The sequence below is a fragment of the Caryophanon latum genome (assembly GCF_001700325.1).
GTDB lineage: Bacteria > Bacillota > Bacilli > Bacillales_A > Planococcaceae > Caryophanon > Caryophanon latum.
This window is the reverse complement of sequence record NZ_MATO01000067.1, coordinates 39,561-55,039: the sequence shown is the minus strand read 5'-3', so window position 1 is coordinate 55,039 and position 15,479 is coordinate 39,561. Positions and strand designations below refer to the sequence as shown.

Annotated in this window: 16 protein-coding genes; all 16 read right to left on the bottom strand. The window is 42.8% G+C overall.

All coding sequences use genetic code 11. The annotated features are described in order from the left end of the window. Nucleotides 1–131 precede the first annotated feature (131 nt). Nucleotides 132–356: a F0F1 ATP synthase subunit C gene (gene atpE / locus A6K76_RS14750; RefSeq protein WP_066466363.1), complete on the bottom strand. Its 225-nt coding sequence runs from the start codon at nucleotides 354–356 to the stop codon at nucleotides 132–134. A gap of 72 nt (nucleotides 357–428) precedes the next feature. Continuing rightward, a complete protein-coding gene (gene atpB / locus A6K76_RS14745) occupies nucleotides 429–1,154 on the bottom strand; it encodes a F0F1 ATP synthase subunit A (protein ID WP_066466381.1) in 726 nt (241 codons plus the stop codon). A 31-nt stretch (nucleotides 1,155–1,185) separates the two neighbouring features. Further along, nucleotides 1,186–1,560 (bottom strand): ATP synthase subunit I, encoded by a 375-nt coding sequence (locus tag A6K76_RS14740; RefSeq protein WP_066466362.1) that lies wholly within the window; start codon nucleotides 1,558–1,560, stop codon nucleotides 1,186–1,188. 748 nt (nucleotides 1,561–2,308) lie between these two features. After that, the gene (gene wecB, locus A6K76_RS14735) at nucleotides 2,309–3,424 is read right to left on the bottom strand and encodes a non-hydrolyzing UDP-N-acetylglucosamine 2-epimerase (protein WP_066466361.1); all 1,116 of its coding nucleotides are present in this window, start codon (nucleotides 3,422–3,424) and stop codon (nucleotides 2,309–2,311) included. A 125-nt stretch (nucleotides 3,425–3,549) separates the two neighbouring features. Continuing rightward, entirely contained in the window at nucleotides 3,550–4,179 is a 630-nt protein-coding gene (upp, locus tag A6K76_RS14730) for a uracil phosphoribosyltransferase (RefSeq protein WP_066466360.1), read from the bottom strand. A 357-nt stretch (nucleotides 4,180–4,536) separates the two neighbouring features. After that, the gene (gene glyA, locus A6K76_RS14725; RefSeq protein WP_066466359.1) at nucleotides 4,537–5,781 is read right to left on the bottom strand and encodes a serine hydroxymethyltransferase; all 1,245 of its coding nucleotides are present in this window, start codon (nucleotides 5,779–5,781) and stop codon (nucleotides 4,537–4,539) included. Between the two features lie 66 nt (nucleotides 5,782–5,847). Then, nucleotides 5,848–6,384: a TIGR01440 family protein gene (locus A6K76_RS14720; protein ID WP_066466358.1), complete on the bottom strand. Its 537-nt coding sequence runs from the start codon at nucleotides 6,382–6,384 to the stop codon at nucleotides 5,848–5,850. Between the two features lie 12 nt (nucleotides 6,385–6,396). Next, nucleotides 6,397–6,834: a ribose 5-phosphate isomerase B gene (rpiB, locus tag A6K76_RS14715; protein ID WP_066466357.1), complete on the bottom strand. Its 438-nt coding sequence runs from the start codon at nucleotides 6,832–6,834 to the stop codon at nucleotides 6,397–6,399. A gap of 302 nt (nucleotides 6,835–7,136) precedes the next feature. Continuing rightward, a complete protein-coding gene (locus A6K76_RS14710; RefSeq protein WP_066466356.1) occupies nucleotides 7,137–8,426 on the bottom strand; it encodes a methyl-accepting chemotaxis protein in 1,290 nt (429 codons plus the stop codon). Continuing rightward, a complete protein-coding gene (locus A6K76_RS14705) occupies nucleotides 8,427–8,861 on the bottom strand; it encodes a low molecular weight protein arginine phosphatase (RefSeq protein WP_066466355.1) in 435 nt (144 codons plus the stop codon). A gap of 196 nt (nucleotides 8,862–9,057) precedes the next feature. Then, nucleotides 9,058–10,071: an L-threonylcarbamoyladenylate synthase gene (locus A6K76_RS14700; protein ID WP_066466354.1), complete on the bottom strand. Its 1,014-nt coding sequence runs from the start codon at nucleotides 10,069–10,071 to the stop codon at nucleotides 9,058–9,060. Between the two features lie 43 nt (nucleotides 10,072–10,114). Then, nucleotides 10,115–10,969 (bottom strand): peptide chain release factor N(5)-glutamine methyltransferase, encoded by an 855-nt coding sequence (gene prmC, locus A6K76_RS14695; RefSeq protein WP_066466353.1) that lies wholly within the window; start codon nucleotides 10,967–10,969, stop codon nucleotides 10,115–10,117. Beyond that, nucleotides 10,962–12,038, bottom strand: coding sequence for a peptide chain release factor 1 (gene prfA, locus A6K76_RS14690; protein WP_066466352.1), 1,077 nt, complete (start codon nucleotides 12,036–12,038; stop codon nucleotides 10,962–10,964). The genes prmC and prfA overlap by 8 nt, the downstream gene beginning before the upstream one ends. A 698-nt stretch (nucleotides 12,039–12,736) precedes the next feature. Then, nucleotides 12,737–13,309, bottom strand: a complete 573-nt coding sequence (locus A6K76_RS14685; RefSeq protein WP_066466351.1) for a thymidine kinase — start codon at nucleotides 13,307–13,309, stop codon at nucleotides 12,737–12,739. Between the two features lie 486 nt (nucleotides 13,310–13,795). Then, nucleotides 13,796–14,002, bottom strand: coding sequence for a 50S ribosomal protein L31 (gene rpmE, locus A6K76_RS14675; RefSeq protein ID WP_066466349.1), 207 nt, complete (start codon nucleotides 14,000–14,002; stop codon nucleotides 13,796–13,798). Between the two features lie 174 nt (nucleotides 14,003–14,176). After that, nucleotides 14,177–15,460, bottom strand: coding sequence for a transcription termination factor Rho (rho, locus tag A6K76_RS14670; RefSeq protein ID WP_066466348.1), 1,284 nt, complete (start codon nucleotides 15,458–15,460; stop codon nucleotides 14,177–14,179). Between the last annotated feature and the right edge of the window lie 19 nt (nucleotides 15,461–15,479).

Genomic DNA, 15,479 nt, shown 5'->3' with positions numbered 1-15,479 from the left:
GTTCATTTTATTTGTAAGAACTATGAATGTTTAAAAAATTGGAAATAAAGGTACACACAAGAAGTGACGAAGTTATTCAGAACGAATGAGCCTTCGCCACTACATTTTAAATACGAATCGGTAACGACCAATTATTGGTTCATTACGATGAATGCTACTACTACTGCGATGATTGGAAGGGCTTCAACTAATGCAACCCCGATGAACATAGTTGTTTGTAATGCGCCACGAGCTTCTGGTTGGCGAGCCATACCTTCTACTGTTTTTGAAACGATAAGACCGTTACCGATACCTGCACCTAGTGCTGCTAAACCGATAGCGATTGCTGCTGCTAATAAACCTAATGAACCTGTCATTTTTAATTTCCTCCTTGGAATTTTAAGTTTTTTTGGTTTTGGTTCTAACTTGTTACGCCGTAGCGTATATTATCAATGATCTTCGCTCACTTTGTGAGACATGTATACCATTGTTAACATCGTGAAGATGAAGGCTTGGATGAAACCGATGAAAATCGAGAATCCTTGCCATGCCATACCTGGAACAATCGCTCCTACGAAACCAAGTACACTTGATGCACCTAGTGTTGCGATTAAACCTAATAGCACCTCACCTGCGTAAATGTTACCGTAAAGACGCAGACCAAGAGTTAACGTATTTGCGAACTCTTCAATCAGCTTCAGTGGGAACATGAACTTCATTGGTGAGAAGAAAGTACCTGTATAATGGCTCGTGCCGCGAAGTTTAATACCATAATAGTGAGTTAACACTAAAATCATCGCTGCAAGTGTCATTGTTACAGTTGGATCGGCAGTCGGTGATTTCCACCATAATTCTCCGTCGATCGCAATTGCGAATGGTAAACCTAGTAAGTTGGAAACCGCGATAAACATAATAAGTGTAATACCTAATACGTGGAAGCGTCCTCCAGTTTTCCAGTCCATGTTACTTTGAATAATACCTTTAACAAAGTCCATGATCCATTCCATGAAGTTCTGCATACCTGTTGGCTTTAGAGCTAGCTTTCGTGTACCGATTACTGCGATTAAAAACACAACAGCTGCAGAAATGATTAACATCATTACTGTCGATAAGTTAAACGTTAGCCCGAACGAGTCGGTAATTTGCCACGTAAACTCTGGAGCTGTATGATTCATTGCTTGCATTCACCTCTCTTTCTAAAGCACTTTATTGGTTTCTTACAAGGTATATGCTTCGCTCTACAAGAACGAAAACATATGGGAACATTAGCCCGCTAACCGTGCTAATGAGATGAAAATATTCCGGCAACAACATAGCAACTGCTACCGCTGCAACACCTGATCCGAAACGGAAGGACATGCCCATAGATGCTGCTCTTCTTCCCTCACTAATGGATTTATCAAATTTCTCCATACGTCGAACTAAAATCCAAAAGTTATACGTACCAAATAATGCACCCAGTGCGATACCAGCGAAAATTGTTTGGTATGAAGTTAAAAATCCCCATCCTAAAGCGCAACCTGCTAGTAAAAAAAAGAGTCCTCTCTTTTGAGCGGCGTAAATCTGATGCAAATCTAGCATTTTACAAGTCTCCTGAACTAGTTTCGAGTAAAGATGACAATCACCACTAAGTGAATTCAGTTGTTGTAGTGAATGCACACTACATCGCGATGTATTATCGCATTAACAATTCTCTAAAAATATGATCCGGATCATGCCCTCTAGAAAACGGTTAAATAACTGCATTTCGCTCTCCTCCACTCTACAAAATAGAATGTCCTCAAGCACTAACCATTAAATGATTAGCATTTCCACCAGTATAGTAGTAGAAAGTTGATACAACAAGTGTTTATACGTCTTTTTACAGACTAAACCCTTATCATTCTTACCCTTTGTAAGCATACAATAGGGGGTATTTGATGTCAATTAGTTCAGGTGAAAAACTTCACAAACGCGCATACCTTGTCAAATTGTTGACAAATTTGTACGCGAAAATTCACAAAGCGATAAATTCTATACAAATTGCGTACATTTGTTGATTTTTTAAGCTGAATTTACGTATATATGCGAACTTTTTTTCAGCCGAACTGCGTCGCTAGCTTCCTCTATATAGACGGTGAATGTAGTTTCGTGCTTTGTTATTCAGCTCTCCAACTTTTCTATCGCGTAATGCAAGCCTTTCATGTAAAGCTCATGCTCGATTTGTTCATCGTCGCCGAAAGTTTTTCGCTCTTGCGGCTGCAGCTCGCCTATTGTTCAAACCGGCCTTCGCAATTTTTTCGATCTCCTACTATAAAAGACTAAATTGACGGTTGTTGTATTCCCTCATTTATCGATTTAAAAACATAAGCAGCGATTCAACGATGCGCTCTGATGCGTGACCGTCACCGTATGGATTCGATGCGTGCGCCATTTTTGCATATGCTTCTTCGTCTGTTAATAGCTCTTTTGCAAGCGTATAAATTGTTTCTTCCTCCGTGCCTGCAAGCTTTAACGTACCTGCTGCAATACCTTCAGGACGTTCCGTCGTATCGCGCAGTACAAGAACTGGCTTACCAAGTGATGGTGCTTCCTCCTGTACACCGCCTGAATCCGTTAAAATCATAAATGAACGTGCCGCAAAGTTATGGAAATCAAACACTTCAAGCGGCTCGATTAAATGCACGCGCGCGTCTCCTCCTAACACTTCGTTTGCCACTTCACGCACAGCTGGGTTCATATGCACTGGGTATACGACTTGTACATCGTCATGCTCTGCAAGTAAACGTTTGATCGCTTTAAACATGTTGCGCATCGGCTGCCCTAAGTTTTCGCGACGGTGCGCAGTTAATAAAATCATACGGTCGCTGCCAACTTGTTCAAGTACCGGATGTGTGTAATTTTCTTGAACGGTCGTGCGCAATGCATCGATTGCTGTGTTACCTGTTACGTAAATCGCTTCGTCTAATTTATTTTCCTTTAATAAGTTGTTGCGTGATTGTTCAGTCGGTGCGAAATGTAAGTCCGCCATAACACCTGTTAGCTGACGATTCATCTCCTCTGGGTACGGCGAATATTTATTGCCTGTGCGTAAACCAGCTTCTACGTGACCGATCGCAATTTGGTTGTAAAATGCCGCTAAGCTGCCAACGAATGTCGTTGATGTATCACCGTGAACTAATACGATATCTGGCTTCGCTTCCTTCATTACTTCGTCCAACCCTTTTAATGCGTTCGTCGTCACATCGATTAACGTTTGGCGATCCTTCATAATGTTTAAATCGTAGTTTGGCGTAATGTTAAACGTTTCAAGCACTTGGTCAAGCATTTGACGGTGCTGCGCTGTTACAGTGACGATCGATTCGATTTGCTCTGGATGCTTTTGTAACTCCAGTACGAGCGGCGCCATTTTAATTGCTTCTGGACGCGTACCGAAAATCGTCATTACTTTAAATTTTTTCATCAGTTTGTTCCCTCCAACATATTCATTACAATAGTTTCCTCTATTATATGTTTACCATAATAAAAAAGACTGCCTAATTGTTAGACAGTCTTCATTGTACTATAGAACGTACTTTTATTTAAGCTCGCTTATTTTGTGCCGAATAAACGGTCGCCCGCGTCACCTAAGCCTGGCACGATGTAACCGTGGTCGTTTAATTTTTCGTCAAGCGCTGCGATGTAAATATCTACGTCGTTATGCTCGTCTTGAATTGCTTTTACGCCTTCTGGAGCTGCGATTAAGCACATGAATTTAATGCTTTTTGCGCCGCGTTTTTTCAGTGAGTTGATCGCTTCAACTGCTGATCCACCTGTTGCAAGCATTGGGTCTACGATGATGAAATCGCGCTCTTCCACGTCTGCTGGCAGCTTCGCATAATACTCAACTGGCTTTAACGTTTCTGGGTCACGGTAAAGACCGATATGCCCTACTTTAGCCGCTGGAATTAGCTTTAATACGCCGTCAACCATGCCGATACCTGCGCGTAAAATTGGCACGATCGCAATTTTTTTACCTGATAATACTTTTGCTTTTGCTGTCGTTACCGGTGTTTTTACATCGATTTCTTCTAACGGTAAATCGCGTGTAATTTCAAATGCCATTAACGTTGCTACTTCGTCAACTAGCTCGCGGAATTCCTTTGTACCTGTTTTTTCGTCACGAATATGTGTTAGTTTATGTTGAATGAGTGGGTGGTCAAATACGTATACTTTGCTCACGAAAATCGCTCCTGTCGTTTAATTATCTGTCCTAGTATATCAGTTTTACTAATAAATGACGACTATTTTACTGCGAATGCGCTATATTGTATGTCATTTTTTTGACTAATGAAGTGTCTCTAAAAATTGCCCTTCACTTTTAAGGCAGGCTTTTTATTGCTCTAAGAGAGGCGAGTTGATGGTAGCGCTGCGGCGAGACTCCTTGGGGAAAAGCTCGTGCCTCAAGACCCCACAGACGTGAGGTACGAACGTCGAGGAGGCTTGAGCCGAGCCCCAGGAAAGCGAGCCGCATGAAGCGAACATCAATATCAAACCTAAAAAAGTACCCTCCATACATACGGAGAGTACTTTTATAAATTATGCGTATAATGGGTGCTTTGCTGTTAATGCAGCGACTGCTTGACGAGCTTCTTCTTTCACTGCTTCGTCTTCGTGGTTCTTTAATACTTTCGCGATAATTTTGCCAACTTCGCGTGCATCTTCTTCTTTGAAGCCACGAGCTGTGATCGCTGCAGTACCTACGCGAATACCAGACGTTACGAATGGTTTTTCTTCGTCGTAAGGAATTGTGTTTTTGTTCGTAGTGATTGCCACTTCGTCTAATACGTGCTCCGCTACTTTACCAGTTAAGCCTAAAGATTTTACGTTTAATAGTAATAAGTGGTTGTCTGTACCACCAGATACGATTTTCACGCCTTCTTCCATTAAGCTTTCTGCTAATGCTTTTGCGTTTGCTTTAATTTGTTTTGCGTACTCTTTGAATTCAGGTTGTAACGCTTCGCCGAATGCTACTGCTTTAGCAGCGATTACGTGCATTAAAGGACCACCTTGAATACCAGGGAATACTGATTTATTTAATTCTTTTTCCCATTTCGCGTCGTTTGTTAAAATCATACCGCCGCGTGGACCACGTAACGTTTTATGCGTTGTTGTCGTAACAAAGTCAGCGTGTGGGATTGGAGATGGGTGTTCACCAGCTGCTACAAGACCTGCAATGTGCGCCATGTCTACCATGAAGTATGCGCCTACTTCATCAGCGATTTCACGGAATTTAGCAAAGTCGATTTCACGTGGGTATGCAGAAGCACCTGCCACGATTAATTTTGGTTTTGCTGCTAACGCTTTTTGACGAACATCTTCGTAATCGATTACGTTTGTATCAGCTGTTACACCGTACTCTACGAAGTTGTATAAAATACCTGAGAAGTTTACAGGTGAACCGTGTGTTAAGTGACCGCCGTGAGATAAGTTCATACCTAGAACTGTGTCACCTGGTTGTAAAATTGTATGGTAAACAGCCATGTTTGCTTGTGCACCTGAGTGTGGTTGAACGTTTACATATGCTGCACCGAATAACTCTTTTGCACGGTCGCGCGCGATGTCTTCTACTACGTCAACGTGCTCACAGCCACCGTAGTAACGTTTGCCTGGGTAACCTTCAGCGTATTTATTTGTAAGGTAAGAACCTTGTGCTTCCATTACAGCTTCTGATACGAAGTTTTCTGAAGCGATTAACTCGATGTTGTCGTTTTGACGTTTTTTCTCTAATAAAATTGCGTCTAAAATAGACTTGTCCTGTACTGCTAATTTTTCAAATGCCATTGTTGAAAAATCCTCCCTGAATTAAATAATCATTTATTTTATAGGGTTACCCCTGCATTCATATAATTAATATTGCGCACGCTCGCCGCCGATTAGCTTCGGACGTGTTGTTGCAGTTGTGACAAACGCTTCGCCAATTTGTCGAATGCTTGTACGGACTGGGACTGCGACATGCTTTAAATGCATGCCAATCAATGTTTGACCGATATCGATGCCGTAATGTGCTTCAACACGCTCTACGACAACCGCTTCCTCGAAATGCTCATACGCATACGCTGACATCGAGCCACCTGCTGTTCGCACCGGTCGCACCGATACTTCGTCTAAGCGGTAATGCTCTGCTGCTTTGCGCTCAATCGTTAACGCGCGATTAATATGCTCGCACCCTTGAAACGCTAAATAAAGGTTATGCTTGTTCGCAAATTGCTGCAGCGGAACGAATAGCTCCTGTGCAACGTTTAAAGTTCCTGCTGTACCGATTTTTTCACCGATTACTTCCGACGTAGAACAACCAATAACGAGCAGTTGATGTGGTCGAACTGTTGGGGCAATCATTTCCTCAAACTGAACGAGCAGCTCTTGTAATTGTGCTTGAATCGTCATACAGACACCTTCTTAATTTTCTAATTCCGCAATTTTCTGAATGCGTTTTTCGTGACGACCACCTTCGAAATCTGTGTTTAACCACGTTTTAACGATTTCTTGTGCTAAGCCTGGTCCGATGACGCGCTCACCCATTGCTAAAATATTTGAGTCGTTATGGCAACGAGTTGCTTTCGCTGAAAATACATCATGCACTAATGCACAACGAATCCCTTTGAACTTATTCGCCGCAATTGAAATACCGATACCTGTACCACAAATTAAAATGCCGCGGTCAAATTCGCCGCTTGCTACACGCTCTGCTACTGGCTTTGCGTAATCTGGATAATCAACCGAATCATCCGTTTGTGGACCGAAGTCTGTATACTCAATGTTTAGCTCTGTTAATAAGTTCATAATCTCGCGACGTAAGTTATTTCCGCCATGATCTGAAGAAATTGCAATTTTCAAGGAAGTTCCCTCTTTTCATTTATTTTCTTCATTAGTGTATCATGCCTACTCAATAAAAACATCCGTTGTCTATTGAAATGTGTTATACAAATACGCATTAGTGTGTGTGAATTAGTGAGTAGATGTATCGCTACCATACAATGTCAAAAACGAATGTTGTCTATATTTAAACATGAAACATTGTTTTTTTAAAGCCTTTTTCCGAAAGTTTTATATGCTAAACAGATTAAAATTCGCTTTTAAAGAAAAAAGTGGTTTAAAAGAAGATTTTTCAACTTCTTTCAAACCACTTTTACGAACAATTATTTCGATCGATCAAATTGTTCGATGCTTGTAAATAGATTCGCCGCTTGCTCGTCTAATAACGTAGCAAGCGTGTTCACTTGCGCAATTGAAGCGAGCTGCGTTTTTGTTAAGTTTTCAACTTCCTCTGCGCTTGCTGACGTTTGTTGTGCAATTGCCGCAACGTCCTGCGATTGCGATGCTGTATGATGAATGTTACGCATTTGCTGCTCGACTAACTGCGAAATTTCGACAATATCAGTGGCCATTTGTTCTACACCCGCTGACATTTCGTTCACAGTCGATGTCGTTTCATGAATGCGCGCTGTTTCCTGCACAGCTAGCGTCACTTGCCCTTCCATTTGTGAAACAGCTGTCGTGATGTTATTTTGAATTGTACGAATAAGCTCTGTAATACCGCTTACTGCCTTCGCACTTTCATCGGCAAGCTTACGAACTTCCTCTGCAACGACTGCAAAACCTTTTCCGTGCTCACCTGCGCGTGCCGCTTCAATTGACGCGTTTAACGCCAATAAATTTGTTTGGTTCGCAATATCCCCGACGAGCGTATTAATCGCTTCAATTTGTGTCGCATTTTTTTCAAGCTCTTTAATATGTAGCAATGCTTCTTCATTGCCATGCGCAATCGCTTGAATACCGTTTACTAAGTTCGATACAACTTCATTCGTCGTCGTTAAATGCTTTAAAATTTCCCCTGACTGATTCGCTGAGCTTTCGGCACGATCGTTTACTTCCGCTGCGAGTTCGCGCACTTCCTCAATCGCATGCACTGTTTGCTGCACTGCACTTGCCGATAAATCTGCACCTTTTGAAATATGTGTAATCGTTTCGGAAATTGCCTGTGCTTGCTTCGTCGTGCTCGTCGTTTCGTCCGTTAAACGGTTCATCGTCGTTTTCGTCGTTTCCACATTCGCTTCAATCGTTTCAACCATCGTGCGTAAATTTTCGAGCATTTTTTGGAACGAATTCGATACAGCGTTAATTTCATCATCGCGCTTAAACTTCACTTCGATGTCACTGCCAATTTGCCCTGCTGCTGCTTTTTCCGCGGCGACGTCTAAACGTTCAAGCGGTCGCACGAGCACTAAGCTAAATGCTGCTGCTAACACGCCTGACCACATAACCCCTAGTGCGTATGTCACAATTTGAAACAAGCTATCGTCCACATTGTTAAACATTTTCGGATATAAAAATTCAATAAAAAGAAAGCTCGTCGTATATGTGACTACTGCTAACGTCACAACGAACAACACGAGCTGTTTGCGTAAACTAAATGCATGTTTTTTCATCTAATACTCCTTTAAAAATGATAGTTGTTCAATCGCTTGCTTAAGTTCTAAAAATGTTTGCTCATATACAGCAAGCGATGCACCAAACGGATCGCGCACATCTTTCGTGCTATTTGATGCTAGCTCATGTAGCGTATATAACTTGCTTGCATGTTGTGGCGCTGCCTGTAAAATAGCGTCCTTATGTGCAGCCGTCATTGCAATGACAACTTGCGCCCATTGTAAATCCATCTCCTGCAAGCGATGTGCTACATGTGTTTGAGCAATCGCCTGCTGCTGCAATACTGCCTGTGCATGCATCGACATCGCCTCTCCGCTCTGCGCGTATATGCCTGCTGAACGTACATTGACATGCGCTAGCTTCTTCGCACGCACAATTGCCTCAGCCATCGCCGAGCGACACGTATTCCCTGTGCATACAAATAAAACATTCATATGTTAAAGACCTCCCATTTATTTCATACTCTACATTACTTTTGTTTTGTTTCTCTAAGAATAACAAAAGTTCTTTCGACTGAAAAGCATTCGGTATTATCGTTAAAATTATATAAAAATGATAACGGCACGTAGCAAATCAAGCTTGCTTCGTGCCGTTATGTACTTTGTTGATCTATTTGCTAAAAATTACATGTTATCGTCCGTAATACACGTTCCCGGCCGCCTTTTCCAGACGGTTCATAATTGCCGCTCCAACGCCTTTTTCATCAGTCGTCACTGCTAAAATTACATCGGCATCTGTATTATCGCACGCGCGTAATGCATCGTACAGCTGTGCAGCCATTTGCTCTTTTGTATCGCCAAATGAGAAAAAATAATCCGCCAATGTTTGATGTAAATTTATCATCGCAAGAAGCGCGACCTTTTTGCCATCATTTTGTAATTGCTTGATAGCATTATTAATTTTTTGTGCATCCGGCTCGATTAATACGACTGGTGCGTTCGGTGCATAATGCGTATATTTCATGCCAGGTGCTTTCGGTGTCTCCTTCGCCTCTGCTTGCAGTTTCGTCGGCTGGAACACGTCGCCAATAATCTCCTCTAACATTTCTTTCGTCACACCACCAGGACGTAAAATCGTCGGTGTTGGCGTCGTTACATCGAGCACTGTTGATTCAACACCGATCCCTGTTGCGCCACCGTCTAAAATCATCGGAATGCGTCCTGTTAAATCATCATAAACGTGACGCGCTTCTGTCGGACTCGGTCTTCCACTTCGGTTCGCACTCGGCGCAGCAACGGGCTGACCGAGCTGACGCAGTAATGTAAGTGCTACATCGTTGTCAGGCATACGTAGCCCGACGGTTGAAAGCCCAGCTGTTACGTTCGGTGCGATGCTATTGTTTTTTACGTTCATCACAAGTGTAAGCGGCCCTGGCCAAAATGCTTCCATGCAAAGGCGCGCTATTTCAGGCACGTCTGTAATGTAGTTGTCCACTTCCTCAATCGTTCCAATGTGTACGATTAACGGGTTATCAGACGGACGACCTTTCGCCTCAAAAATTTTCGCCACAGCCGCCTCGCTTGTCGCAACCGCTCCTAAACCATATACCGTTTCTGTCGGGAAGCCAACGACATGCCCAGCCGCAAGTAACGATACAGCTTCGTCATATGCCTCACTACTCGCTCGTTTTACTACCGTTTCCATTTCAATTTTCCTCCTTCATATGAAAAATCCTCCCTAGCAGCTGCTAAGGAGTAATTTCACAAAAGACAATGCGATCTTTTCCATTTATATCTTGTACTACTTCGACATGCGCGTTCGGGAAATGGTCGCGGAAAAATGCCGAAACGTGCTCACCTTGTGTATATCCAATTTCCACACCGATTAACGCCGTGTCATGAATGATTGCACCTACTTGCTCGGCTAGCTTGCGATACAAAATAAGCCCGTTCTCATCCGCAAACAACGCCGAATGTGGCTCATGCTCGGTCACAACGTCCGACATTGTTTCCATATCATCATACGCGATGTACGGCGGGTTCGATAAAATGACGTCAAACTTCTCACCAGCAAGCGGGGCCGTTAAATCGCCTAAACGAAACGTAACGTCCGCTTCAAGCGCTGCCGCATTTTTTTGCGCTGTCGCTAATGCTGCCTCTGATAAATCCGTCGCCACAACGTTTAACGCAGGCTGCTCAAGCTTCATCGTAATCGCAATGGCGCCGCTACCTGTACCGATATCCGCTACACGTAACGCATCGGTATGAAATAACTTCTTCATACGAGCGAATGCACCGACGATGAACTCCTCTGTTTCAGGACGCGGAATAAGCACCGATTCATCGACGAAAAACGAGCGACCGTAAAACTCCTCGACACCTGTAATGTACTGCACAGGACGACCTGTTATATGCTCACGTGCCATCGCCTCAAACTGCTCAATTTGCTCTAGTGGCATCGCATCGTGCATCGCCATCATGAGTGCGCTAAAATTTTTATTTGTAACATGCTGCATCAATAGGCGAGCTGCTGTTTCCTCACGACCGTGTTCGATGAAAAAAGCAGAAGCCCATTGAAGGACTTCCACATGGGTTTTAGTCATTTTCGTTTAAGCGCTCTAATTTAGAAGCTTGTTCCTCTAAAATTAATGCGTCGATAATTTCGTCTAGCTTACCTTCAACAATTTGATCTAACTTTTGTAGCGTTAAACCAATGCGGTGGTCTGTTACACGGTTTTGTGGATAGTTGTACGTACGAATACGCTCTGAACGGTCACCTGTACCGACTGCTGATTTACGCGTAGAATCGATTTCTGCTTGCGCCTCTGCACGGTGCTTTTCCGCAACACGCGCTACTAAAATTTTCATCGCTTTATCACGGTTTTTCAGCTGTGAACGCTCATCTTGCATCGATACGACAACCCCTGTTGGTAAGTGGGTCATACGTACAGCTGACATCGTCGTATTTACTGATTGTCCACCAGCACCAGATGATGCGAACGTATCAACGCGAATATCTTTTTCGTGAATTTCGACATCTTCTACGTGCATTTCAGGTAAACATGCAACTGTCGCTGTCGACGTATGAATACGACCTTGTGATTCCGTCGCTGGTACACGTTGTACGCGGTGAGCGCCGTTTTCGAACTTGAATTTTGAATAGGCACCTTGTCCGTTAATCATGAAAATGACTTCTTTATAGCCACCAGATGTATTCGGTGTCGCTTCCATAATGTCGATTTTCCAGCCTTGTGTCTCCGCATAACGCGTATACATACGGAATAAGTCGCCCGCAAAAATATTCGCCTCGTCGCCACCTGCTGCACCACGAATTTCCATAATTACGTTTTTCGAATCGTTCGGGTCTTTTGGAATTAATAAGACGCGTAAACGTTCCTCTAATTCTTCAATCGTCTTTTTTAATTCGTTAAACTCTTCTTTTACCATTTCAAGCATGTCAGGGTCTTTTTCTACATCTAACATTTCACGTGCGTCCGCAAATTGCTCTTTCGCCTCTTTGTACTCACGATATGCTTCTACTGTGCTTTGAATGTCTGATTGCTCTTTTGAATAATCGCGTAACTTTTTCGTATCACTTACAACATCCGGGTCACTTAATAATTCAGTTAAGCGCTCATAACGGTCTTCCACCGCTTGTAATCGGTCAAACATGTTATCACCTCTATAAAAATTTTATATTTTAACTAATTTTTTATTTCAAATTCAAAAATTGCTCTTAACAGTTCTTTCATTTCGGCGGACGCTTTTCGCGGGCACGGCCTCAACTAATTTTTGACGGACAAGCCGCCAAAAATGGATTTTCGGCTCGTGCTTGTCCCGCAGAAGTCGCCGCCTACATTTCAGAATGCTTCAAACACCTATCTTGAAAAAAATCTGTTGATACGCCATATTAAGGCTCTTCACCATAACTTGGGGTTGCTTTTCACGTCGAGGCAGGCTTTCCGCGGGCGCGGCTCAAGCCTCCTCGTCGTTCGTGCCTCACGACTGCGGGGTCTTGAGGCTCGCGCTTAGCAACTTTTATACGTCAACCCCAGCTTACGGTGATGAACCCATATTAAGACAGCTGAATACGTTCTGTTCATCAACAAACTCGAAATACAAGCTACTTTGTAATGGCAGAGCGCGTGCGGCGAGACTCCTTGGGGAATAGCTGGAGACTACAGGCTCAAGCCATGCCCCAGGACTTTTGCGACGAGTAACCGCAGGAGCACCGCGAGCCGCAATACGCGAACTGCCAATTTAACGGTGGATCAATACGCTTGATTTTGAAATAAAGTCATGCTTTTTAATATTGTACTTTAACTTCATCATTATAAAGAAATCATTCGTTTTATGCTACTACAAATCGTTTAAAGTGGTGGATTTGCGTGGCATTTGCGGCAAACTGGGTAGTACGAGTCGTTGCCGCCAATTTGAATTTGCTCGCCTGTATAGATCGGGCGTTTTTGCTCATCGACACGCAAGTTCATCGTCGCCTTCTTTTGGCAAAACCAGCAGATCGTTTTCATTTCTTCAATTTTATCCGCATACGTTAATAAATATTGGCTTCCTTCAAATAATTCGTTGCGGAAATCATTTTTCAAGCCAAACGCCATTACTGGAATATTTAATTCATCAACAATTTGCGTAAATTGTAAAATGTGCTCCTTCTTCACAAACTGCGCCTCATCAATGAGCACGCAATACGGTCGCGGCGTCGTTTGCTTTACGACCTCGTATACGTTCGTATCGTCATAAATCGCAATCGCGGGCTGGCGCATGCCAACGCGACTTGATACGTATCCAATCTCATCACGATTATCAATGCCCGATGTAAAAATTAACACCGGCTTGTTTTGCTCCTCATAATTATGAGCAACCTTTAAAATTTCAATCGATTTTCCGCTATTCATTGCACCATATTTAAAAAATAATTGCGCCATCGTTCGTTCCTCCGCTAGATTTAATTCTAAACTATTAATGCTGTTGCCTATTAGATGAATTCACTCGGCATAATGTGAGGTTGCTTTTTGCGTCGAGACAAGCTTTCCGCGGGCGTGGGGGTGAACACGATGTTTATTCTGAAGGTGATGACTCGTGTAGCGGCGTTTATCACCTTGCTCAAGTATCCTCGCTTCGCTGTCGGTTTTAAGCGTCACGCATTTCCCGCTACAGTCTGCCTTTTGCTTCAAGCGACCTCCATTTCGTCCGCCTTCACTTTCATTGACGAACGTCTTGCGTGTATCAGTACGCCATGTTTATATAACGAAAACGATTTTTGCTAGCGCCTCTGCTATACACAACATCTAATTTTTCAAGCAGCATACGTGATGTAGTGTATATTCATCAACTGTTTTAACGTACGTTATCTCTATAATCAAACAAAATGCCAGCCAAGAGAACTTGGCTGGCATTGTTGTAACAAATAATTAGTCTTCTTTAAGACCGTATTTTTTGTTGAAACGATCTACGCGGCCATCAGCAGCTGCGAATTTTTGACGTCCAGTGTAGAATGGGTGACATTCGTTACAGAACTCAACAGAGATTTTTTCTTTAACTGAACCAGTTTCGAAAGTGTTACCGCAAGAGCACACTACAGTTGCAGTTTTGTAATCTGGGTGGATACCTTGTTTCATATTCGTTTTCTCCTCTCGCCCTGAGCCATCTAGCACAGAGTATTTTCGATCTGCACCTTACATAGCCCGAATATATTACTACGCTTAACACGTAATCGTTAAAGGCCGACTATATATGTGCACGATACATACTTAAAGTATATTATCATATGTTTTTTTGTTACGCAACCAATTTTATAGCAAGCCTTTACCATTCGTTGCTTTTTTCATGCCTTCGTTTAGCTTTTCAAAAAACTCGGCGTTTGTTTCTGTTGTGCGCAGCTTGCGAATGAAACGCTCCGCAAAGTCGTGCGTATCTGAGAACGTTTTACGAATTGCCCATAGCTTCTCTAAATCTTCCGCCGGGATTAGCAGCTCTTCTTTACGCGTACCTGAGCGACGAATATCGATTGCTGGGAAAATACGACGCTCTGATAATGCACGGTCTAAATGTAACTCTAAGTTACCGGTACCTTTGAATTCTTCGTAAATCACTTCATCCATACGTGAACCCGTATCAACAAGCGCTGTCGCTAAAATCGTTAAGCTGCCGCCTTCTTCAATGTTACGTGCTGAGCCGAAGAAACGCTTTGGACGATGGAATGCGGCTGGGTCAATACCACCTGATAACGTACGACCACTTGGTGGAATAATTAAGTTATATGCGCGCGCTAAACGAGTAATCGAATCCATTAAAATAATAACATCACGTTTATGCTCGACTAATCGACGCGCACGCTCTAATACCATTTCCGCTACTTTCACATGGTTTTCTGGCACTTCATCAAATGTTGACGACACAACGTCTGCATTTACTGAACGTTCAATATCCGTTACTTCCTCAGGGCGTTCATCAATTAATAGTACGATTAATTCTGCATCTGGATAATTCGTCGTAATCGCATTCGCAATTTCTTTTAATAACGATGTTTTCCCTGCTTTTGGTGGCGCGACGATTAAACCACGCTGTCCAAAACCAACTGGTGCAATTAAATCCATAATGCGCGTTGATACGTTACCTTTTGTTGTCTCCAACTTCATATGACGGTCTGGGTAAAGTGGCGTTAATGCTGGGAAATGAACGCGTTCCTTCGCCACAACTGGATCTTCTCCGTTTACCGCATCTACTTGTAACAGCCCGTAATAACGCTCGTTTTCTTTCGGTGGACGCACTTTCCCTGTCACTTTATCACCGTTACGTAAGTCGAACTTACGAATTTGTGACGCTGAAATGTAAATATCCTCTTTGCTTGGTGAATAGTTAATTGGGCGTAAAAAACCGTAGCCCTCGCTTTGAATAATTTCAAGTACGCCTTCCATAAAGAAATAACCTTCTGATTCTGAACGTGCTTTTAAAATCGCAAAAATTAATTCTTTTTTCGTTAGCTTACTGTAGTACGACACTTTAAACTGCTTTGCTAAACCGTAAAGTTCCTTCAGTGTCTTTGTTTCTAGTTGTGCAATTGTCATCGTTGACATTGGCAAGACTCCAGTCTAT